This is a genomic window from Opitutus sp. GAS368, from assembly GCF_900104925.1.
Classification (GTDB): domain Bacteria; phylum Verrucomicrobiota; class Verrucomicrobiia; order Opitutales; family Opitutaceae; genus Lacunisphaera.
Map to the genome: position 1 here is coordinate 2,291,262 of NZ_LT629735.1, position 21,741 is coordinate 2,313,002.

The 21,741-nt window shown below is 64.9% G+C and carries 22 protein-coding genes; 20 read left to right on the forward strand and 2 right to left on the reverse strand.

What is annotated here, in order from left to right:
• Window positions 1-53 precede the first annotated feature (53 nt).
• The 14 genes from BLU29_RS09855 (at window position 54) to BLU29_RS09920 (ending at window position 14,112) form a co-directional block, all read left to right on the forward strand.
• A complete protein-coding gene (locus BLU29_RS09855; RefSeq protein ID WP_091057281.1) occupies window positions 54-1,250 on the forward strand; it encodes a complex I subunit 1 family protein in 1,197 nt (398 codons plus the stop codon).
• A 138-nt stretch (window positions 1,251-1,388) separates the two neighbouring features.
• Complete coding sequence (locus tag BLU29_RS09860) at window positions 1,389-1,931, forward strand: NADH-quinone oxidoreductase subunit I (RefSeq protein WP_091057282.1); 543 nt, start codon at window positions 1,389-1,391, stop codon at window positions 1,929-1,931.
• Window positions 1,932-2,057: 126 nt separating this feature from the next.
• A complete protein-coding gene (locus BLU29_RS09865) occupies window positions 2,058-2,576 on the forward strand; it encodes an NADH-quinone oxidoreductase subunit J (RefSeq protein WP_091057285.1) in 519 nt (172 codons plus the stop codon).
• A 160-nt stretch (window positions 2,577-2,736) separates the two neighbouring features.
• Complete coding sequence (nuoK, locus tag BLU29_RS09870; RefSeq protein ID WP_091057287.1) at window positions 2,737-3,066, forward strand: NADH-quinone oxidoreductase subunit NuoK; 330 nt, start codon at window positions 2,737-2,739, stop codon at window positions 3,064-3,066.
• Window positions 3,067-3,176: 110 nt separating this feature from the next.
• Window positions 3,177-5,087 carry a proton-conducting transporter membrane subunit gene (locus tag BLU29_RS09875; protein WP_197677680.1) on the forward strand — a complete coding sequence of 637 codons (1,911 nt, stop codon included), beginning with the start codon at window positions 3,177-3,179 and terminating at the stop codon, window positions 5,085-5,087.
• A gap of 131 nt (window positions 5,088-5,218) precedes the next feature.
• Window positions 5,219-6,736, forward strand: coding sequence for an NADH-quinone oxidoreductase subunit M (locus tag BLU29_RS09880; RefSeq protein ID WP_091057291.1), 1,518 nt, complete (start codon window positions 5,219-5,221; stop codon window positions 6,734-6,736).
• A gap of 9 nt (window positions 6,737-6,745) precedes the next feature.
• Window positions 6,746-8,263: an NADH-quinone oxidoreductase subunit N gene (locus BLU29_RS09885; protein ID WP_091057294.1), complete on the forward strand. Its 1,518-nt coding sequence runs from the start codon at window positions 6,746-6,748 to the stop codon at window positions 8,261-8,263.
• 246 nt (window positions 8,264-8,509) lie between these two features.
• Window positions 8,510-9,658, forward strand: a complete 1,149-nt coding sequence (locus BLU29_RS09890; RefSeq protein WP_091057296.1) for a transporter substrate-binding domain-containing protein — start codon at window positions 8,510-8,512, stop codon at window positions 9,656-9,658.
• A 456-nt stretch (window positions 9,659-10,114) separates the two neighbouring features.
• Complete coding sequence (locus BLU29_RS09895) at window positions 10,115-10,555, forward strand: hypothetical protein (RefSeq protein WP_091057299.1); 441 nt, start codon at window positions 10,115-10,117, stop codon at window positions 10,553-10,555.
• Window positions 10,556-10,614: 59 nt separating this feature from the next.
• On the forward strand, window positions 10,615-10,923 hold the full coding sequence (locus BLU29_RS09900) for a hypothetical protein (RefSeq protein WP_091057301.1): 309 nt from the start codon (window positions 10,615-10,617) through the stop codon (window positions 10,921-10,923).
• A 55-nt stretch (window positions 10,924-10,978) separates the two neighbouring features.
• A complete protein-coding gene (locus BLU29_RS18385) occupies window positions 10,979-11,335 on the forward strand; it encodes a hypothetical protein (protein WP_197677681.1) in 357 nt (118 codons plus the stop codon).
• A gap of 288 nt (window positions 11,336-11,623) precedes the next feature.
• Window positions 11,624-12,970: an FAD-dependent thymidylate synthase gene (locus tag BLU29_RS09910; RefSeq protein ID WP_091057303.1), complete on the forward strand. Its 1,347-nt coding sequence runs from the start codon at window positions 11,624-11,626 to the stop codon at window positions 12,968-12,970.
• A gap of 48 nt (window positions 12,971-13,018) precedes the next feature.
• Window positions 13,019-13,330, forward strand: coding sequence for a hypothetical protein (locus BLU29_RS09915; RefSeq protein ID WP_091057306.1), 312 nt, complete (start codon window positions 13,019-13,021; stop codon window positions 13,328-13,330).
• Window positions 13,327-14,112, forward strand: a complete 786-nt coding sequence (locus BLU29_RS09920; protein ID WP_091057309.1) for an endonuclease/exonuclease/phosphatase family protein — start codon at window positions 13,327-13,329, stop codon at window positions 14,110-14,112. The genes BLU29_RS09915 and BLU29_RS09920 overlap by 4 nt, the downstream gene beginning before the upstream one ends.
• Window positions 14,113-14,175: 63 nt before the next feature.
• Here BLU29_RS09920 and BLU29_RS09925 read toward each other — a convergent pair whose 3' ends face one another.
• Both BLU29_RS09925 and BLU29_RS09930 read right to left on the reverse strand, forming a co-directional pair.
• Window positions 14,176-14,457: a hypothetical protein gene (locus tag BLU29_RS09925; protein WP_091057311.1), complete on the reverse strand. Its 282-nt coding sequence runs from the start codon at window positions 14,455-14,457 to the stop codon at window positions 14,176-14,178.
• A gap of 103 nt (window positions 14,458-14,560) precedes the next feature.
• Complete coding sequence (locus BLU29_RS09930; RefSeq protein WP_091057314.1) at window positions 14,561-16,213, reverse strand: ComEC/Rec2 family competence protein; 1,653 nt, start codon at window positions 16,211-16,213, stop codon at window positions 14,561-14,563.
• A gap of 107 nt (window positions 16,214-16,320) precedes the next feature.
• On the opposite strand from BLU29_RS09930, the gene BLU29_RS09935 reads away from it, so the two are divergent.
• The 6 genes from BLU29_RS09935 to ftsY all read left to right on the forward strand — a co-directional run bounded on the left by BLU29_RS09935 (window position 16,321) and on the right by ftsY (window position 21,728).
• On the forward strand, window positions 16,321-17,682 hold the full coding sequence (locus tag BLU29_RS09935) for a replication-associated recombination protein A (protein WP_091061067.1): 1,362 nt from the start codon (window positions 16,321-16,323) through the stop codon (window positions 17,680-17,682).
• Between the two features lie 263 nt (window positions 17,683-17,945).
• Complete coding sequence (locus BLU29_RS09940; protein WP_157693763.1) at window positions 17,946-18,455, forward strand: hypothetical protein; 510 nt, start codon at window positions 17,946-17,948, stop codon at window positions 18,453-18,455.
• A 146-nt stretch (window positions 18,456-18,601) separates the two neighbouring features.
• On the forward strand, window positions 18,602-19,699 hold the full coding sequence (ribB, locus tag BLU29_RS09945; protein WP_091057318.1) for a 3,4-dihydroxy-2-butanone-4-phosphate synthase: 1,098 nt from the start codon (window positions 18,602-18,604) through the stop codon (window positions 19,697-19,699).
• 46 nt (window positions 19,700-19,745) lie between these two features.
• Entirely contained in the window at window positions 19,746-20,225 is a 480-nt protein-coding gene (gene ribH, locus BLU29_RS09950) for a 6,7-dimethyl-8-ribityllumazine synthase (RefSeq protein ID WP_091057321.1), read from the forward strand.
• Window positions 20,222-20,668, forward strand: a complete 447-nt coding sequence (nusB, locus tag BLU29_RS09955; protein ID WP_091057324.1) for a transcription antitermination factor NusB — start codon at window positions 20,222-20,224, stop codon at window positions 20,666-20,668. Before ribH ends, nusB begins: the two co-directional genes overlap by 4 nt.
• A 91-nt stretch (window positions 20,669-20,759) precedes the next feature.
• Window positions 20,760-21,728, forward strand: a complete 969-nt coding sequence (ftsY, locus tag BLU29_RS09960) for a signal recognition particle-docking protein FtsY (protein WP_091057326.1) — start codon at window positions 20,760-20,762, stop codon at window positions 21,726-21,728.
• The last annotated feature ends 13 nt before the right edge of the window (window positions 21,729-21,741 follow it).

The window sequence follows — 21,741 nt, forward strand, 5'->3', positions numbered from 1 at the left end:
GGCCGGCGGACCTCGAGGTCGGCGCAAGCGCCGACCCTACATTCTGCAACCACATGAACGCCGTGATCTCACTCTGGTCCGGCCTCCATCCGGTGCTGCAGGCCCTTATCAAGGGCCTCGCGGTCATCGGCGTCATGTTCCCGTTCGGCGGGGCGTGCTCGCTGGTCGAGCGCAAGGTCTCGGCGTGGATGCAGGGCCGCCCGGGCCCGAATCGCGCCATCCCGTTCTGGGCCGCCTGGGTGCCGGTCGTCGGCCCGTTCCTGCAGAAGCTCGGCGTGTTCCACCTCATGGCCGACGGCGGCAAGATGTTCTTCAAGGAGGACCCGGTCCCGGGTCACGTGAACAAGTTCTATTTCTACCTCGCGCCGGTCGTCGGCATGATCCCGGCATTCACGACCCTGACCGTGGTGCCCTTCGGCGCCTACCTCGATGGCGCGGGCAAACTGGTCCCGCTGGTGCTGGCCAACCTCGACGTCGGCATCCTCGCGGTGTTCGCCGTGTCGTCGCTCGGCGTCTACTCGCTGATCCTTGCCGGTTGGGCGTCGAACTCGAAGTATCCCTTCCTCGGCGGCATCCGTGCGTCGGCCCAGCTCATCTCCTACGAGCTCTCGATGACGCTCGCCGTGCTGCCGGTGTTCCTCGCCGTCAACACGCCCGGCGGCAGCGGCACCCTGAGCCTCTTCCATGTCGTGGAGTTCCAGAGCGGCACCTGGCAGGGCTTCACGTTCGCGAGCCTGCACGGGCTCTGGTTCGGGCTCACCATGCCGGTCGCGGCCATCGTGTTCATGGTGGCGCTCTTCGCCGAGACCAACCGCCTGCCGTTCGACATGGCCGAGGGCGAGGCGGACCTCGTCGGCGGTTTCCACACCGAATACGGCTCGATGAAGTGGGGCCTGTTCTTTGTCGCCGAGTATTCCAACATGCTCATCGGCTCCGGCGTCTTCGTGTTGCTCTTCATGGGTGGCTGGAACCCCCTGCCGTTCCTCCCGCTGGCCAGCGTGGTCGGCTGGCTCGGCTCCCACCTCTCGCCCCTGTTCCTGCACCCGATCGCGATGGGCCTGCTCTCCATCGGCGTCTTCCTCGGCAAGGCCGTCTTCCTCATCTTCGTCTTCATGTGGGTGCGCTGGACGGTGCCGCGCTTCCGCTACGACCAGGTGATGAAGCTCGGCTGGCAGAAGCTGCTGCCGCTCGCCATCGGGAACCTGATCCTTTACGCGATCCTCATCGCGATCTTCCAGACCCGGAATTGATCAACCACGAATGAACACGAATAAACACGAATGTAGGTCGGGCTTTACGCCCGACATGTCAGGCGTAAAGCCTGACCTACAGGAGGCATGGCCCTTCGTGGCCCTTTGTGGCCCTTCGTGGTTCAACTGACTTTCTTCATGCCCTACGTCGTCGAACGCAAACCCCTCACGCTCTCGGAGCGCATGTATATCCCCCAAATCCTGGCGGGCATGCGGGTGACGCTGAAGCACCTGTTCGCGCCGAACGTCACGATGCAGTATCCCGAGGAGCGTCCGGCCATTCCGACGGGCTACCGCGGCGTGCCGACGCTGGTGAAGGATCCGCACGGCCGCGAGAAATGCGTTTCCTGCCAGCTCTGCGAGTTCGTCTGCCCGCCCAAGGCCATCCGCATCACCCCCGGCGAGATCCCGGCCGACCAGGCGGACCGCGCCCACGTCGAGAAGGGCCCGCTGGCCTTCGACATCGACATGCTGCGCTGCATCTACTGCGGCCTGTGCCAGGAGGTCTGCCCCGAGGAGGCCATCTTCCTGCAGAACCAATATTCCATGACCGGCTACACCCGCGCCGAGATGGTCAACGACAAGGCCCGGCTCTACGAGCTCGGCGGCACGCTGCCCGACCAGCATTTCAAGTGGGACAAGAAGAAGGCCGCCGCCGAGCACGGGAACGCGACGCACTAAGGGCTGAAAAACTGAAGAACCGAATGACTGAAATATGACCAGCCCATTGCACTTTTTCCGTCCGATCGATCTGGCCTTTCGTCCGCCGGGTTCAGCCTTTCAGCTTTTCAGCCTTTCAGCCCTTCGATGAGCGACACCCTCTTCCTCATTCTCTCGGTCCTGACCGTCGCCACGGCGCTGCTCGTCGTGCTGAACAAGAACGCGGTCAACGCCGCGATGTTCCTGTTGCTCTCGCTCGTCGGCCTGGCCGGCCTGTTCGTGCTGCTCGACGCCCCGCTGCTGGCCTTCGTGCTCATCCTGGTCTACGCGGGCGCCGTCGTCGCCCTGTTCCTCTTCATCATCATGCTGCTCGACACGACGCCGGGCAGCTTCAAGGCCTTCAAGCCGCTGACCATCGTGGCGTCCGCCCTCGGGGCCGCGCTGCTGGGCCTCGGCATCTGGTCGCTCGTCCATCGCGCCGTGCTGCCGCCCGCGCCGGACTCCGTGCCGGTTCCGACCATGAAGCATTACGCCGAGATGCTGTTCACGACCTACCTGCTGCCGGTGCAGGTCGTCGGCTTCATGCTCCTCATCGCCATGCTCGGCGTCATCGTGCTCAGTAAAAAATACACAGAGGACGGAGAACAGAAGACGGAGAACAGATGATGCGAATTTCCATCCAGTTTCCCAAGGTGCGCGAAGCCACTGCTCCTGCTGAAGGCGGAGTGTTGTATTGGGATGTAGGGTCGCCGCTTGTCGGCGGACCGTTCCGCGAGCAAAGCAAGGTCCGGCGACAAGCGCCGACCCTACAAATCTTGCGCCAGCCATGATCCCTCTCCTTGCCACCGCTCCGACCTACGGCCTGCCGTCCTATCTGTTCGTGGCCTCGCTGCTGTTCGCCATCGGCTTCTTCGGGGTGCTGCTGCGCAAGAACACGCTCGTGATCTACATGTGCCTCGAGCTGATGCTGCTGGCCTCGACGCTGGCGCTGGTCGCCTTCTCGAGGTTCAACGGCACGCTCGACGGCGACGTCTTCGTGTTCTTCATCCTCACCATCGCCGCGGCCGAGGTCGCCGTCGGCCTCGCCATCATCGTCGCGCTGTTCCGGCAGCGCCACACCGTCTCGGTCGAGGAACTGAACCAGCTGAAGCATTAACCACGAATGGACACGACTAGACACGAAATGAAGCAGGGTAGGGCGAATCCTCCGGATGAGCCGCGGCTCGTCGGGGACGACTCGCCCTACCGTCCCGCTGCTCTTTGACGATGCACTCGATGCTCAATCACGCCATCCTGATCCTCCTGCTGCCGCTCGCCTCGGCGGCGGTGATCGCGCTGTTCCTGCGCAAACAGGGGGCCCTGGCTTCGTGGATCTCCACGGCCACGGCCGGCGCCATCGCGGCGATCTCCATCATCCTCCTGCTGCACGGCGAGCGCTTCGAGGCGCAGGTCGAGTGGCTGCGCTTCGGGGACTTCGCCGTGTCGCTGGGCATCAAATACGACGACCTCGCGGCGCTGATGCTCTTCATCGTCGGCTTCGTCGGCTTCCTCATCCACGTCTTCTCGCTCGGCTACATGCACGAAGACCAGGCGCGCGCGCGGTTCTTCGGCGGCCTGTCCATCTTCATGTTCTCGATGATCGGCATCGTCCTCGCGAACAACCTGTTCATGATTTTCATCTTCTGGGAGCTGGTCGGTTTCAGCTCCTGGCTGCTGATCAACCATTACCACGAGAAGCAGTCCGCGGCTGACGCCGCGAAAAAGGCCTTCATCGTCAACCGCGTCGGCGACTTCGGCTTTCTGCTCGGCATCATCATGTGTTACTGGGCGAACGGCACGGTGAATCTTACCGAGCTGGGCGAGTTCGGCGCGGCCCACAGGCTCGTGTTCAGCACGGCCATCCCGCTGCTGCTGTTCTGCGGTGCGATGGGCAAGTCGGCCCAGATGCCGCTGCAGGTGTGGCTGCCGGACGCGATGGAGGGCCCGACGCCCGTGTCCGCCCTCATCCACGCCGCCACGATGGTCGCGGCCGGTATCTTCATGCTGTGCCGCATCAATGTCCTGATGGTGCCCGAGGCGCTCGAGGTCATCATGTGGATTGGCACGATCACCGCGCTCTACGCCGCGCTTTGCGCCATTGTCCAGCGCGACATCAAGAAGGTGCTGGCCTACTCGACGCTCTCGCAGCTTGGCTACATGGTCGCGGCGTTCGGACTGGGCAATTCAGATAAATTGCCGATTCACATGCTTCCGGCAGCCCCTGATGGGGGTGATGTTATTCGGGAAGTTTTATCGGCAGGAGCTGCCGCCGCGATGTTCCACCTGACGACCCACGCTTTCTTCAAGGCGCTGCTCTTCCTTGGTTCCGGCTCGGTCATCATGGGCTGCCACCACGAACAGGACATTTTCAAGATGGGCGGGCTGCGTTCGAAGATGCCCGTGACATTCTTCACCTTCACGATCGGCGTGCTGGCGATCATCGGCATGCCGTTCCTCGCCGGCTTCTTCTCGAAGGACGCCATCCTCTACCTCGCGATGGAGAAGAACACCGCGGTGTTCGCCATCCTCGCCTTCACCGCGGTGCTGACGGCGTTCTACATGGTCCGCCTCTGGAAGATCACCTTCCTCGGCGAGGCTCGCTCCGACGACGCCAAACACGCCCACGAAAGCGGTATGACCATGACTTTGCCGCTTATCCTCCTCGCGATGCTGTCCGTGGTCGGCGGCTACGCCGGCGTCTATGGCAAGCTCGCCGGTCCGACGCTTGTCCTCTTGGTGCCCGAGGCCGAGGGCTCCGCCCACACGACCATCCTGCTCGTCTCGCTCGCGGTCATGACGCTCGGCGCCGGCTCGGCGTTGTTCTTCTACAAGTCCGCGGCGACCGACACGCTCGAGGAGAAATCCCACGTGCTCTTCGCCGGGCTGACCTGGCTCAAGGAGTCGTTCGACCGGCTCTACGATTATTACGTGGCGAAGGTGCAGCAGCGCTTCGCGATGGTGCTGAACTTCCTCGAGCAGATCGTGCTCGCCGGCGCCATCATCCGCGGGCTGGCCGGTTTCGTCGGCTACGTCGGCTACGGCGCGCGGGCGCTCTATACCGGTAGCCTGCACACCTACGTCTTCTGGTTCCTGCTCGGCGCCGCGCTCCTCTGGGCCTACGCCGCCGGGGTTTTTTAACCACGAATGGACACGAATAGACACGAATGAACCGACCCAACCAATCTTCTGATAGTATCGTTCCGGCCACCGGCCTGTTCGGATTCGTGTTCATTGGTGTCCATTCGTGGTTTCTTTCCTGCCTTTGATTCATGCCTGACAACGCCCAACTTCTGCAGCTCGCCATCGCCACGCCGCTCGTGGCCGCGGTCATCATCGCGTGCGGCCTGCCCAAGCGGTTCGCCGTCAAGCTGGCCGCGGTCGCCTTCACCGTGCCGGCGCTCCTCGCCCTGTGGCTGTGGGCGAAATTCCCGGCGGTGGACGCGCACACCTATTCCTTCCTCAGCACGACCTCCACCGGGCTGGGCAAATTCGGCATCAGCCTGAAGCTCGGCCTCAACGGCATCTCGCTGCCGATGTTCCTGCTCGCGGCCATCGTCGGCCTGGCGGCCGGGCTCTACGCCCTGCGCTCCGGCGCCGAGCGCCTGAAGCTCTACCTCGTGCTGCTGCTGGTCATGCACGGCGGCCTGCTGGGCGTGTTCGCCTCGGTGGACATCTTCTTCTTCTATTTCTTCCACGAGCTGGCGCTGATCCCGACCTTCATCATGGTCGGCATCTGGGGCGGCCGCGACCGCAGCTACGCGGCGATGAAGCTGACGATCTACCTGACGGCCGGCGCGATGCTGTCGCTGCTCGGCCTGATCGCGCTCTACGTCAAGAGCGGCGCCAACTCCTTCGACCTGATCGAGCTCAAGGACGCCATCGCCGCCCACGCCCTCGCCGGTCATACGCAGACCTGGATCGCGGGGTTGCTGCTGCTCGGCTTCGGCACACTCGTCTCGCTCTGGCCGCTGCACACCTGGGCCCCGCTGGGCTACGGCGCCGCGCCGAGCTCGGCCGCGATGCTGCACGCCGGCGTGCTCAAGAAGTTCGGCCTCTACGGCCTCATCCAGATCGCCCTGCCGCTATTGCCGCTCGGCCTGCAGCACTGGGCCTGGAAGCTCGCGCTGCTGGCCGGTCTCGGCAACGTGATCGTGGTCGGCTTCGTCACCATGGCGCAGCGCGACCTCAAGCAGATGCTCGGCTACAGCTCGGTCATGCACATGGGCTACTGCTTCCTCGGCCTCGCCGCGCTTTCGACCGTCGGCACCGGCGGGGTCGTCTTCCTGATGGTGGCGCACGGCCTGTCGGTCGCGCTGCTGTTCCTGCTGGCGACCAGCATCCACCACCGCACGCACACCTTCGACCTGTCCGAGATGGGCGGCCTGGCCCAGAAGACCCCCGTGCTGGCCGCGTTCTTCGTCGCCGCCACCATGGCCGGCATCGGCCTGCCCGGCTTCGCCAACTTCTGGGGCGAGCTGACCATCTTCGTGGCCCTGTGGAAATTCTCGCCGTGGCTGACGGCCGTCGCCATCGCCGGCGTGGTCATCTCGGCCATCTACGGCCTGCGCGCCGCGGCGCGCGTGTTCTTCGGCCCGCCGAGCGAGGCGCTGGCGCGCGTCACGGCGCAGCATCCGCCGGCCGACCTCGACTGGCGCGAGAAGCTGCCCGCGCTGCTCCTGCTCGCGGCGCTGCTCTTCTTCGGCTTCTACCCGAAGGCCATCTCGCAACCGGTGGACCAGGCGCTGGCCGGCCCGGTCGCGGCCGTCAAAATCCTTCCGACCCGCTGATCACCCGCCATGTCCACCGAACTTCTCAAAGCGGTCGCCGCCTCCAATGACTGGTGGGCCCTCGGACCCGAGCTGACGCTGGCCGTCGGGGCGCTCTGCCTGCTCGTGCTCGAGATCTTCTCGCCGAAGAAGGACCTGCGCTTCGTCCCGATGCTGACGATGTTCACCCTGGGCCTGACGCTGATCACGGTGGCGGCCAATTTCGACAAGACCTGGGGCGGCGAGGAGCTGTTCGGCGGACTCATCCGCCTCAGCGCCTCCGGCCAGATCGCGCGGGTGTTCTTCCTCGTGTCGTCGCTCCTGGTCTGCTTCCTGGCCACGATCTGCCTGCCGCGGGCGCGGGTGCCCCGGGTGGAGTTCTACCATATCGTGCTGGTGGTGACGGCGGCGCTGATGCTCCTGGCGCAGAGCAACCATTTCGTGATGTTCTTCGTCGCGCTCGAGACGGTGACCATCGGGTTCTACATCCTCGTGAGCTACTATCGCGAGCGGTCGCTGTCGCTCGAGGCCGGCCTGAAATACCTGGTGCTCGGCGCGCTCAGCTCGGCGATCCTGCTCTTCGGCATCGTGCTGCTCTACGGCGCGGTCGGCCGCGTGGTGGTGGACGGCGTCGTCCACACCGGTTTCGAGTTCGGCACCGTGTTCAGTTTCCTGCGCAACAACCCCGGCAACTTCCTCGCCACGGCCGGGGCGCTGCTGATCCTCGGCGGCGTGGCCTTCAAGATCGGCGCCTTTCCGTTCCAGATCTGGGTGCCCGACGTCTACCAGGGGGCGCCGACGCCCGTGACGGCCTTTCTCGCCGTCTCCTCCAAGGCCGCGGGCTTCGCCGTGCTGCTGCTGCTGGTGTCGCGGGTCTTCGCCCCGCTGCAGTCCGTGCTCGGGCCGGTGCTGTCGCTGCTGGCCGCCACCACGATCCTGTTCGGCAACCTCTCGGCGCTCACCCAGCGCAACACCAAGCGCCTGATGGGTCTCTCCGGCGTCTCCCACGCCGGCTACCTGCTCATCGGCGTCACGGCCGCGCTGACCGTTCCGTGGGCCGCCGGCGCGGTCTGGTTCTACCTGTTCACCTACCTGCTGGCCTCGATGGCGGTGTTCGGCGTCATGGCCTATGTGGCCGGCCCGGATGACAGGGCCGAGGAACTCGACCACTACGAGCGGCTAGCCAAGGACCGGCCGTTCCTCGGCGCGGTGCTGGCGATCGGCGTCGGTTCGCTCGCGGGCATCCCGCCGCTGGCCGGCTTCATGGGCAAGCTGCTGCTCTTCCTCGCGGCCTTCCAGGCGCACCTCTACGGGCTGCTGGGCGTGGCCGTGGTCGGCGTGGTGATCTCCATCTTCTACTATTTCGGCTGGATCCGCGCGGCCTTCTTCGAGTCGTGGACACCGTCCGCCCCCGGTGCGGCGCCCGTCACCCGGCCGGGCCCGGCCGCGGTGTCCTGGGCCGGCATCGCGACGCTGGCCTTCCTCGCCCTCGCCACCGTGTTGCTGGGCTTCTTCCAGCAGCCGCTGACGAGCTGGCTGCTGCCCTAAGCGCGCGCCGCGGCGTATTTGCTTCGCCTCGGTCGGTAAGGTAGAAAAAATGACATAGGGCGGACAAGCGAGGCGCCAGGCTGTCCGCGCGATGAAATCTTTTGCTCCCTTCACACCCATCGGAGGCAACTCGTTCCGTCCGACAAACGATGGAAAACTCTCACATCAATATCCGCAGCTTGACCTCTTTCGGCGCTCCTCACCTTGGTGCGGAACAGGCGCAACACGAAGCCGGCGAGGGCGCCGATGGCCGGCTTCAAGCAAACGCTGCTGCAGGATCAGGCGGTGACCGCGAACGTCCGGGTTTCAACGCAGCAAGCACATCGGGCTGGCTCACAAAAAGGTAAAGCATTACCTATTTTGCTTCCCCTTCCGACCGAAGATGAGTTCGGCAATCTAAATGCGAATTCAGATTCGGTTCATTGGAGTTTCAGGTTCCGCCGTATGATGGTGTGCGCTTTGGCGATCGTTGCCCTCAACCCCGGATCCCCTTGCCTCCGGTCGGCGGCATATCGCAGCAGCAACGCCACAAAATCGAACCATGAATCCCGAACAAGGACGCGTTGTTCAAACCTGCCGCCTAAAAACATGACTGCCCACCTGACTCTCCAAAGATTCCTGGTCACCGCCGCGTTGCTCCTGTCTGTGCCGGTCGGAACGCTGCAGGCGGAAGCGCCGACGCTCACGATCATTCGCCAGCACGGGGTCCTTCGGATCGGGAATGAAATGGTCTTCCCGCGCCTTAATTTCAAGAACCCGACGACGGGCGAGAACGAGGGCTTCATGGCGGATCTGGCCCGCGCCCTTGCCAGGCGCATCCTCGGCGACGAAAAAAAGGTCGAGTTCGTGCTCACCAACGACGAAACGCGGTTTGAAGACCTGCAGCGCGGAGCCTTCGATGTGCTCATCGACACCACGCCATCCAACCTGGAAAAGGTCAAGGTGGCCGATTTCTCGGGCGAATCGTTCCGCGCCGGCTCCGCCCTGCTCGTGAAGCGGGGCAGCCCGATCAAGACGATCGATGATATCAAACCGGATACGCGCGTCGCCTTTGTGACCGCGAACCCCGACATCAAACTGATCAAGGAAAAGGCACCCCGCGCGGTTTACCTTCAATTCGAAAACGACGAGGACGCCGTGAAGGCGCTGGTGAACGGGCAGGCCGATGTTTTCACGCAGGTCGTGACCCACTTATACGCCGCGGCGACGACAAATCCTGGCTACGTGCCGACCGGCCGTTTCACGACAAAATTCTACCGGATCGCCTACCCCAAGGGGGACACTGAATTCGGGGCGTATCTCAACGACTTTCTCAAGCAGATGCGCGACAGCGGGGAGTATGATCGTCTGTTCGACAAATGGTTCAGTGCCTACGGCGGCAATACCGTGCGATGACCCGCTAAGGCAACTGATTCGATCCCGGGTGGCAGTCCCGAAATAATCATCGGTCGCAGGTCGGATTGGTCATGCCGGGCTTCAGCCTCAGCATGACCCCAATGGCTTCCTCCATTGTGCTTGAAGACCGGATTGGTCGCACCTAGTTCTCAGGGCCGACGAGACCTCGGGCCAAGGTTTCGCCTCGATGCCCTTTACAATCGAGTGGCTTATTGCGCGGCTCGGCAATTATTACCCAGCCACCCTTGGCAGGCTCAATTGGAGAGGTGTCATTTTCCCAATGTCCGTCCAATCTGCCAATGGCCAATTTCAATATACCAACCCTAGGTTGGTATATACATAGTTATTCTTCGCACTCAGCACTATTCCTCTATTTCTGTGATGAAGCCTAACCAATCAGCGAAACCGACTCTGGCTGGACGCCAGAGCGGTTACCCTCAACGTTAGGCAAGAAATATGAAGCCCATCACCATGCTAGGCATTGCAGCTATCGCTCTTGGTCTCGCTGGCTGCGAGAATCCGACGGCGACAAATGCGGCGAGGATCGCAAACAGTCAGGCCGAAGCAAGCGGCTCCCCTTTTCGGTGGAAGACCCAAAGCGTCGGTGGAGGGACCGCTATGTTTCTGGTCATGGTCGATCTTCCAAGCGGGCCGACCATTGCAGACCCAGTCCTGAAGAAGGATACCCTTGCCCTGATCACAAAGGCGGAAGCGACCAAAGGAAGAGCGAACCCCGAGCTCGAAGATATCAAGCACCTCAAAGATGGAAGAGAAGTTTGGGTTTTGAAATCCGAACACGATGGCATCGCCTACATCGTGCATTTTAAGCCGTCGCCTCAAGGTGGCGTGGATATTGAGATGAGTGGTCCGAAGGAATATAGGAAAGAAAATGGCTAACCAATCACCGGAGCCGACGCGATGAAGCGCGGTTCACCTCAACGTTCGGCAAAAACATCATGCTCAAGAAGACCCTCCTATTGTTGACCCTCGGAATGGCTCTGCTCACGCGAGCGGTTGCTGACGATCCAAAGCAAGATGGCCTATCTGCGAAGACTGCCGTCGTTATTGTGGCGAAGGACGAGAAAGAAGGTCCACCCAAAGAGGTCGCGTGGGTGCAGCAAAACTATCCGGGTAGTAAGATCCTGAGGTTTGTCACCAGGCCCTCGAAGGAGGGTAAGGTCTATGATGTCTTCTTCATCAAGACCTCCGACGGCAAGAAGCAGGAGCTATTTTTCGAGATCAGCAGCTTTTATCACAAGACGTGAAGATGCCGAACCACCCGACGGAACCACTCTCGCCAAAAACACGCGTGCAATTAGCATGAGCCCTGAAGAACGATTTGCGAAAATCGTCGCCTCGCTGAAACGCAGCCCGAAGGTTTCAGTCGGTGCGTCAAAGAAAGGCTTCGGCTCCTCGGCTCTGTGCGTTGGCGACAAGATTTTCGCGATGATCTCCTCGAAAGGTGGATTCGTCGTGAAGCTTCCGAAAGAGCGCGTCGATACGCTCGTCGCCTTGGGCGTCGGATCACGCTTCGAACCCTCTCGCGGACGCGTGATGAAGGAATGGTTGGTCGTTGATTCGACTTCGAACGAGGATTGGTTGTCGTTGGCGCGAGAAGCGTTGAAGTTTGTCGGTGCCAACGGGCCAAACAAATGGGTCATGCTAGGATTCACCTGATTTGACGGACAGTGGGCTTGGGATCGGGAATGATTCCTGGCTGGAAGGTTCGGGTTTCCTTCTTTAAGCCTTCTTACATCCTTAGGCCATCCTTGCGCTACCTTGGCGCTATCCTTGCGTGTGCCTTCGTTGTGCCTTCACACCTCCACTTTACCAGCGAGCTGGACGGACCAAGACAGACAAGGGCAAAGGCCGGCTGTTCCGAATAGCGGCTTGGCGGGGCGGGTGAGGGCCGCCGGCGAATTTCCTTCGCACGGGCGTGCTAATCTGTTTCGTGTGAGCCCACGCATGAAGGTCACCGGACTCGCCATTGTGCCGCCGCCCGCGGCCGCCGACTTACCCAAGGTAACCCCCGAGTTGCTCGCCTCCGTCCTCGCCCGCTACTCACGCAGCAACGACGGCCTGGCGAAGATCCTGGAGAAGGTCGACATCGCCAACCCCGACGAGTCGATCGACCGCATCCTGAAGTTCGTGGACTACGGCCACGCCTCGATCGGCGGCCTGACCGGCGGCCTGGCCATCGCGCTCGACGACGTGTCGATGTGGCTGGCGTATAAGATCTTTGAGCTCGCGCAGATGGCCGACGGCCAGGAATCGAGCACGCGCTATATCACGATGGCGGCGACGAACCTGCCGGCGCCGGCTGAGCTGGGCATCCCGGACGACCTCGCCCCGCGCTGGTCGGCGCTGATGGCGAAGGCCTTCGCGGCCTACCACGCCGAATACACCCGGCTCGACCAGCTGGCGCTCGCGCAACCGAACCTGGTCCGGCTGCCGAAGGACGCAAAGCCGGCCGTGGTCACCCGCCTACGCAAGAACTACGCGCTGGACCGGGCCCGTTACTTCATCCCGCTGGCCACGCGCACCAACCTCGGCCTGGTGCAAAGCTCGCGCATGTGGGCGGCCACGGTCAAACATCTCGACTCGCTCGGCCTGCCCGAGGCGTCGCTCGCGGCGAAACTCATCCGCGACGAGCTGCTGAAGCAGTCGCCCCGGCTGATGCGCCACAGCTTTGCCGAGAAATCCTTCCAGGCCCAGGCGCAGCAGGAGCTGGCCGCGAGTCTGGCGCTCGGGCTCGCCCGCCTGTCGACCAAGCCGCTGGCCGACGAGGTCTGGGTTAAGGTCGACCGCGACACGCCGCCCTGGCTGGGGGAGAGCCAGCCGGTGGCCGAGGCGCTGAAGCACCGCGCCAACCGCTACGGTTACCAGGGCAAGGCCACGCGCCGGATGCGGGTGAGTTTTGCCTGGAACAACATGGCGATCGCCGAGCTGCGCGACCTCAACCGCCACCGCACCGGCCACCGCTACACCCCGCTGATCCAGGCCGGCTTTTACCTGCCGCCGGAGATCGCCCACGCCTCGCATCAGGCCCTGCTCGACGAGCAGGCGGCGCTGACGCGTGAGCTGATGAAGCGGGGCAGCGCCGCCTACGTGTATTCGCTGCTGCTGGGGGCCCAGACGCCGTTCGAGCACAGCACGCACGCCGACAAGTTCATCTACGAGGCCGAGCTGCGCACCGGGATGGGGGCGCATTACCGCTATGCCGAGCACCTCAGCGCCGCGTTGCGGGAGTTTTCCCGGCAGGTGCCAGAGGCCAAAGACTGGGTGGTCGAAGGCACGGCGGAGCCAGAATAGGCTTGCTGCTAATTCCAGCTGCGCGAACATGTTGCCAGCCTGCCGCGTATGTTCCGCCGCGCGAAAACCTGCGTCCTTTTTACCCTCGTCGGCGTCCTGACGTCCTCCGCGGCGTTGCTCAATCCGCAGCAGCGCAATGTGGTCTTCCAGCCCGGCAATTCCTCTCGGATCCAGCCGGCCGTCATGCGGCCGGCCGATGCGACCGTCTCTTTCCCGCGGTGGTCCGGCGTCCGGGTGCGGAAAATAACCCCCGGACTGCTGGCGGCCGTCCCGACGGCGTTGAATGGCGTCACTTTTGCGAAAGCCAGTGAGGCTGTCCGCGCGCCGGTTGCCGTCAGCAAAGCGGGGGGCGGCCAATGAAGGCGCCCGGCCGTTTCAAGCTGCTGCAGTTCAACATGCAGTACGGGCAGCCCTGGGACGACGCCTACCCGGACCATGCGCCCATCGACCTGGGAAAAACCATCACGGAAATCCGGTCGCACGATGCCGACCTCATCATGCTGCAGGAAGTCGAGCACACCCTGCCGAACGGGGCCCAGGCCGAGCCGCCCCCGCATTACACGCGGATGAAGGCGGAATTCGCGGACTACGACAGCTACTTCTGCTACCCCAAGCCCGATCCGCGCGAGCTGCCCTTCGGCATCGGTCTGGCCATGTTCTCCAAAACCCCGCTGCGCGAGCACATCTGCGTGAACCTGCCGTCGCCGCCGGTGGAGTTCGACTTCTTCGGCGAGAAAAAGACCCCGACCGACCGGCTGCTCATCGCCGCCACCACGACGATCAACGGCCGCGCGGTGCGGCTCCTCAACACCCACCTGCTCGCGTTCTTCATGCTCAAGTCGAGCAGCGAGACACACCTCGACCAGCGCAAGCTCGTCGAGGAACAGCTGCGCCAGACGGCCAAGATGCCGACGCTGCTCACCGGCGACTTCAACGTCAGCAAGCACGAGTCGCTCATCCAGCAGTTTGCCGATGCCGGCTACCGGACCGTGCAGGCGAAGGAGATCACCTGGCGCCGCCGGCCCTACGTGCTCGACCACATCTTCTACAACGACTGGCTGCGGCCGACGGGCTGGGAGGTGCGGCCGACGATGGCGTCCGACCACCACGCGCTTACGGCGGAGTTCGAGTTCGCGCGGTGAGGCTGTAGCGGCGGTCTATGACCGCCGATCAAACCAACGGCGCTCATAGAGCGCCGCTACAGGTTACTTTCCGCGCCGCACGCGTTCCTTCTCGTTCTCGCGCTCCTCCTCGAGCCGGGCTTTCTCACCCGCGATCTGCTTCCGGACCTGGTCGGCCTCGTCGAGCTTCCGGGCCGTGAGCGCCGCGGTGAGCTGTTGCTTCAGGAAAATCTCCCGCTCGGCGATCTTGCCCTGGTAGACCCGGTCGATCTCCGCGAGGCGGGCCTTTTGTTCGGCGTTCAAGGGCGCGGCGGCGGGATCGGCCTTGGCCAGGCGTTCCATGGCGAGTTCATAGGCGCTTTTCATGGAAGACTGATAAACCACGGAACACACGGAATACACGGAAAAATTCAGCTCGAGTGCGGATCGGTCCTTTTCCGTGTTTTCTGTGTATTCCGTGGTTATCTCCTCAACCGAATTTCACGCCCAAAATGACCAGCAGGGCAAGCGCGACAACCGGCGGCCAGTAGCCGCCATAGCGCGGGGCCCAGCGGCCCGCGGCGCCGGCCAGGAACACCGCGGTCATCAACCCGAGCGAGACCGGCGCCAGCCAGTCCGCGCGGAACCGGGCATTGAACCACATGCCGGGCAGGTCGGTGCCATGTTGCAGCAGCCAGTCCATGAGCACGATGATCAACGCCGCGACGGCGTTGCCGAGGGCGCTCAGGGACAGCAGGCCCGCCAGCCCGGCGAGCAGCGAAACGAAGCCCGCCCCCATGGCGACGGACGAGAGCGGGATGATCACCAGATTGGCCAGCAACGAGCCCGGGGAGAACAGTTCGAAATAGCCGATGCCCGCCGGCGTGCTGGCCAGGAAGGCGGTCCAGCAAGCCGCCGCCCCGTTCAACAGGACGCGGCCAGCCTCATCCACCCGGTGGTGATACCAGCGCCAGTCGGGTCGCGGCAGCAGGGCAAACGGACGCCAGGCGGCGAGCCACTTCTCCGTGAGCGGCCGGCCCATCGTCACCAAGGCGATCACGACCGTGTAGGACATCTGGAAGCCGGTGCTGAAGAGTTGCAGCGGGTCGAGGAGCAGTGTCACCAGCGCCGCCGACACCAGCGCAGCGAGGGCGTTGCCCGGCAGCCGGAAGGTCTGGTAGACGGACAGGAAGGCGATCATCAGGAACGCGCGTTCGGCGGGCGAACTGGCCCCGGTGATCTGCACGTAGAGCCAAAGCACGGCCAGGCCGATGACCACGGCGAACCGGCGCGGCACGCGCAGGAGGCCGAAAAGCAGGTGAATCGCCCCGGCGATGGCGGCCACGTGCAGTCCGCTGACGGAAAAAATATGGAACGTGCCGCTGCGCATGTAGGCGTTTTGCTGATCGGCCGAGAGCACGGCTTTTTCCCCCAGGAGCATCGCCAGGTAGATCGAGGCGGTTTGCGGCTGGGTTTCCAACCCGTGGCGCAGGATGCCCTCCAGCCGGTCCTCGGTTCGGGCGCAAAACCGTTGGAACCGGCCCGGGGGCGCCGTCTCGCGCATCACGTGCGCCCGCGTGAGGCGCTGGTGGATGCCGAGGTTGGCGAGGTAGTCGTTGAAGCCCGCGTTGGCGTCGTCGCGCGGCAGCGGCTCGAGGACCCCGCGGATGACGTAGGTACCCGAGCGTTGCGGCGGGACGCTGATCCGGCGGATGGCGGAAAAATAAACCCGCCGCCCGGGCAACTCCGGATCCTGGTCGCCGGCCGCACCGATCACCCCGAGGCCCGTCAGGTTGCGGGCATCAGGCGCCGCCGGGAAAGTCTGCAGCACCCGCAGGGTCACGGTCACCTCGCGCGGCGGCCGCGAATCCTGCTGGTGCAGGGCAGGGTGCCGGACCTGCAGCAGGACGAATCCGCCGAGTCCCGCGGACACGCAGAGACCGGCGCCCCACGCGAGGCCGGTCGGGCGTCCGGGTTGGAGCGCACTCCAACCGGCCCCGAGCGCGGCGAGCACCGCCAGCAAGGCCAGCGGCCACCAGCCGAAGGCGGGTGCCGGCCAGAGCCGGGCGGCAATCAGCCCGGCCATCAGCGGCACGAGCAGCCAGAGCAGGGGCGCACGGAGATGCGTGGCGGGCGAAGGCATGAAGCGGGCTGCGCCTTGGCCCGCGGGCAGCGGGCACAGGCGAACAGCTTTCCCCGCCGCCTTCAAACTTGTTTCTCCCGGTGGCCAGCCACAACCTGTCCGGACGCATGGCCCGCTCCGCTGACGACTCCGGCTCACTCTTTGGCGAGGAAACTCCGCGCCACGCCACGGCGCTGCCGGACAAGCCCGCCGCCCACCAGCCGCTGGCGGCGCGGATGCGTCCACAGACTCTGGGCGAAATCGTCGGCCAGGAGCACATCCTGCAGGCGGGCAACCTCCTGCCGCGGCTGATCGCCAGCAACCGCTTCGGCAGCCTGCTCTTCTACGGCCCGCCGGGCTGCGGCAAGACGAGCCTGGCCGAGGTCATCGCCCGCGAGACGAAGAGCCGGTTCGTCCGGGTGAACGCCGTCATGTCGAACGTGGCCGAGCTGCGCGAGATCCTGGCGGCGGCGCGGCGCCAGCCGGAGGCGGCCACGATGCTCTTCATTGACGAGCTGCACCGCTTCAACAAGTCGCAGCAGGACCTGCTGCTGCCCGACGTGGAGGAGGGCACGGTGCGGCTGATCGGGGCCACGACGCACAATCCCGGTTTCTACGTGAACCCGCCGCTGCTCAGCCGCAGCCATCTGTTCCGGCTGGAACCGCTCCAGGCCGGGGCCGTCGCCGGCGTGTTGCGGCGGGCGTTGACCGACGTGGCGCGCGGGCTCGGCAGCCGCGGGCACACCGCGGTCGACAAGGTGCTCAACGACCTCGCGGTGCTGTGCGACGGCGACCTGCGCCGGGCGCTCAACGCGCTCGAGGTCATCGCGCTCAGCCTGCCCGAGAAAACCGCCATCGGGGAAAAGGAGCTGGAGATTTTCGCCCGCGAGCGGCGCATCCGCTACGACGCCGACGAGGACGAGCACTACGACACCATCTCGGCCTTCATCAAGAGCTGCCGTGGCAGCGACCCCGACGCGGCGATGTATTGGCTGGCGAAGATGCTGGCCGGCGGCGAGGACCCGCGGTTCATCGCGCGGCGTCTCGTGATCCTCGCCAGCGAGGACGTCGGCCTGGCCGACCCGCAGGCGCTGCCGCTGACGGTGGCGGCGCACCACGCGTGCGATTTCATCGGGTTGCCCGAGGCCGAGCTGACGCTGGCGCACGCCACGCTCTACATCGCCACGGCGCCGAAGAGCAACTCGGCGACGCTGGCGTTGGGCGAGGCGCATCGCGTGCTCAAGGAGGCGCCGGTGCAGGCCGTGCCGGTGCCGTTGCGCGACAAAGGCGGGCAGGCCAGCAAGCGCGCCGGGCACGGCAAGGGCTACCTCTACGCGCACGATTTTCCCGAGAACATTTCCGGCCAGGCCTACCTGGAAAAACCACTGGCCCTTTACACGCCCAAGACGGCGGGCTGGGAGGCGAAGATCGCCGAGCGGCTGGCGCGGTGGCGCGAGCTGCGGGCGAACCCGGGCCCGCCGAAGCCATAGAGTTTGCGGTAGTGGGCCGGTTTGGTTTCTTCGCTGTTGTCGGTCGGGGTTTATCCCCGACAGGTCGCGGGGAATGCCGGGCCCCTAAAGCCCGCCCACATCAACTGACCCACGACCGGGTTTGCCGTCCCGCGCCCGTGGCGGGAACTGCAGCTAAAATCCGCGAATCCCAGGCGTGAATTTGGTGCGAAACTGGGGCCCCGAGGTGGGCCCGGACCCAGCCGGGGCTTGCACGGACGGCCGGACAGGCTAAGTTCCGGGGCATGAAACCCATCGCTGCCGCCGCGTGTCTTTTGTTCGCCACCAGCCTGCTGCAGGCGCAGACCACCCCGACCACCGCGCCCACTGATCCCAAGGCGCCGGCGGTCCCGGCCGTGACCAAGGATTCCAAGACGGCTCCGGCCGCGACCAAGACCGCGCCTGCGGTCAAGAAGGAGGCTGAGCTGCCCAAGATCCCGGGCACGGTGATCAACCGCCCGAACGGCACTTTCCTCAGCCTCGTGGTGGCCGACGGCAATTTCAAACTCTCGTTCTACGACAAGAAGCACAAGCTCATGGCCATGGATGTGACCCGCGCGACAGCCCGCTGGCCGAACACGAAAACGATCACGCCCGCGCAGTTCCGCACCGTGCTCAACGGCTCCGGCACGACGCTGGTCGGCCAGCACCCCGTCTACCCGCCCTACACTTTCAACGTCTTCCTCACGCTGCTCCAGGGCGAGGGCGACGACGCCAAGGCGGTCGAGAACTACACGGTGGCGTTCAAGGGCTGAACCAGCCGTTTGCGGCAGGTCGGGTTTTATGCCCGACGATCAGATGCAGAGGTCGGGCGTAAAGCCCGCCCTACAAAGGCGAAACCGGGCCGGCCAGCGGGGATTTGACAGCGGCGGGCGGGCGGCAAAGCTTGACCGCTCCTCCTATGTCCGCCGCCACGCCCTTTGACTCCATCGAGACCGCGATCCAGACGATCGCGGCCGGCGGGCTGATCATTGTCACGGACGACGAGGGCCGCGAGAACGAGGGCGACCTTCTCATGGCCGCCGAGAAGGCGACGCCCGAGCTGGTCAACATGATGATCCGTCATGCCCGCGGGCTGATCTGCGTGCCGATGGCGGAACCGCAGCTGAAGCGGCTCGGCATCAATCCCATGGTGCAGCAGAACCGCGAGGCGCACCGCACGGCCTTCACGGTGTCGGTCGACGCCGCGGAGGGGATCACGACCGGCATCAGCGCCTTTGACCGCGCCCGCACCATCCGGCTGCTGGCCGATCCCGCCACCCGCTCGGACGAGCTGGTGCAGCCCGGGCATATCTTCCCGCTGTGCTCGCGGGCGGGCGGCGTGCTCGAGCGCGCCGGCCACACCGAGGCCGCGGTGGACTTCGCGGCGCTGGCCGGCCTGAGGCCCGCCGGGGTGATCTGCGAGATCCTGAGCGACGACGGCAAGATGGCGCGGTTGCCCGAGCTGATTGAATTCAAACGCCGGCACGGCCTGCCGCTGGTCTCCATTGCGGCGCTGATCGAATACCGGCACCGCCGCGAACAGCTGGTGGAGCAGGTGGCGACGCGGCCCTTCGCGTCGGAATACGGCGAGTTCCAGCTGCATGTTTTCCGCAGCAAGGTCGACGGGCGGCATCACCTGGCCTTCACCAAGGGCAAACTCGACACCACGCCCACGCTGGTGCGGGTGCACACCGAGAACCTGCTGAGCGACGTCTTTCACGCCACCGACATGGGCAGCCACCGCTCGTTGCTGGCCTCGCTGGAGCGAGTGGCCAAGGCCGGCCACGGCGTGATCGTCTACATGGAGCAGACCGGCCGCATGCAGGAGGCGCTCCTGAGCGCCGGCCAGCCCGCCGCGGGCGGTCCCGGCCCGGCCAACCTGCGCGACTACGGCACGGGCGCCCAGATCCTGACCGCGCTCGGCCTCAAGCAGATCCGCCTGCTGCAGCACTCGCCCCGCCGCGTCGTCGGCCTCGACGGCTACGGGCTGGAGATCGTGGAGCAGATCCCGGTCTGAGATTTCGATTGCGGCCCGGTCGCATCCACTTTGCCTTGAACCTCCCATGAGCCTTTCCGCGCCCAAGCTTTTTGCCATCAACGGCGCCCCGTTCTCGGTCGGCATCGTGGCGGCGCGGTTCAATCCCGACCTGGTCGACGCGCTCCTGCACCGGGTGCGCACCGGGCTGGCCGCGGCCGGCGTGCCGGCGAAGCGCATCACCCTTGCCCGGGTGCCGGGCTCGCACGAGCTCCCGGTGGCCGCCCAGTGGCTCGCGCAGGGCGGCAGGCGCGACGTGATCATCGCCCTCGGCGTGCTCATCGGCGGCGACACCAACCACCACGAGATGGTGGGGCAGAGCGTTTCGCACGCCTTCCAGCAAGTGGCGCTCGCCACGCGCACGCCGGTCATCAACGGTGTCATCGTGGCGGACAATTTGAAACAGGCGCAGGCGCGGTGCACCGGCCGGGTCAACCGGGGGGCCGAGTTCGCGCGCGCCGCCCTCGAGATGGCGGCGCTGCAGCGCGCCTTGGGGAGGCGGTCATGACCAGCCAGTTCACCCAGCGCCGGGAATGCCGCGCCGCGGCGTTCCAGTATCTCTACGCCTGGAGCGTCAACCAGCCGTCCAGCCCGACCGACGACCTGCGTCTCTTCTTCGAGCACCTCGAGAAACCGCGCGACTACTACGGCTTCGCCGAGGAGCTGATCCATGGCGCCATCGAGCACGTCGCGGAGATCGACACCCACATCAAGGCGCTGGCGCACAACTGGGAATTCGACCGCGTGGCGAAGATCGACCTGGCCATCCTCCGGCTCGCGATGTTCGAGATGCTTTACCGCAAGGACATCCCGCCCGTCGTCTCGATCAACGAGGCCATCGACCTCAGCAAGCAATATTCCAGCGCGGACGCGAAGCGGTTCATCAACGGCATCCTCGACCGGATGAAGGACAAGCTCGGGCGCGACTCGCGCAAGCCGGTCACGGAATGAACCAGATTTTCCCGCGGATTATGCCGATGGACGCGGATAGGAACGGCAATTATCCGCGGTCATCCGCGTAATCCGCGGAGAATCCTCTCCGATGTTTTCGATTTTCAAGAAATTCAAGGACGGGCTGACGAAGACCGTCGCGGCCATCGCGGCGAAGACGCACGGGCTGTTCGGCGGGCGGAAGATCGACGCCGCCTCGCTCGGGGAACTGGAGGAGGCGCTCTACACGGCCGACTTCGGCGTCGAGACGACCACCGAGATTCTCGCGGAGATCAAGGCCGCCTACCGGAAGGATCCGGAGCTCAAGGGCCAGCAGGCGGCGGTCATCGGGGCCGCGGTGCTGCGACGCGTGCTCACCGGGGCGGAGGGCAGGCTGCCGGATGTGGGAGGGAGTTTATCTCCCGACTCGTCGGGGCATAAAGCCCCTCCCACGGGAAAGAACCCCATGGTCATCGCGATGATCGGCGTCAACGGCTCGGGCAAGACGACCACGACGGCCAAGCTGGCGCACCGGCTCAAGGGCGAGGGCCAGACCGTGATCGTCGCGGCGTGCGACACGTTCCGCGCGGCCGCGGTCGAACAGCTGAAGAGCTGGGCGGACCGCCTGAAGATCGAGATCGTGGCCAGCCACACGGGCGCCGATTCCGCGGCGGTGGCGTTCGACGCCTGGCAGGCCGCCAAGGCGCGCGGGCACGACTGGCTGATCGTCGACACCGCCGGCCGGCTGCACACCAAGGGCAATCTGATGGAGGAGCTGGCGAAGATCCGCCGCGTCCTGCAGAAGAACGATCCCACCGCGCCGCAGCACCGCTGGCTGGTGGTGGACGGCTCGCTCGGCGCCAATTCCATCGAGCAGGCGAAGGTGTTTCACCAGAGCTTCGGCCTGACCGGGCTCATCGTGACCAAGCTGGACGGCACGAGCCGCGGCGGCGCGATCGTCGGCATCTACCGCCAGCTGAAGATCCCGATCTATTTCATCGGCCTGGGCGAGCAACCGGACGACCTGCAGCCATTCTCGGCTGACAATTACGCCCGGGCCGTGTTTGGCCTGGAGGCGTAGACTTTCCACGGAT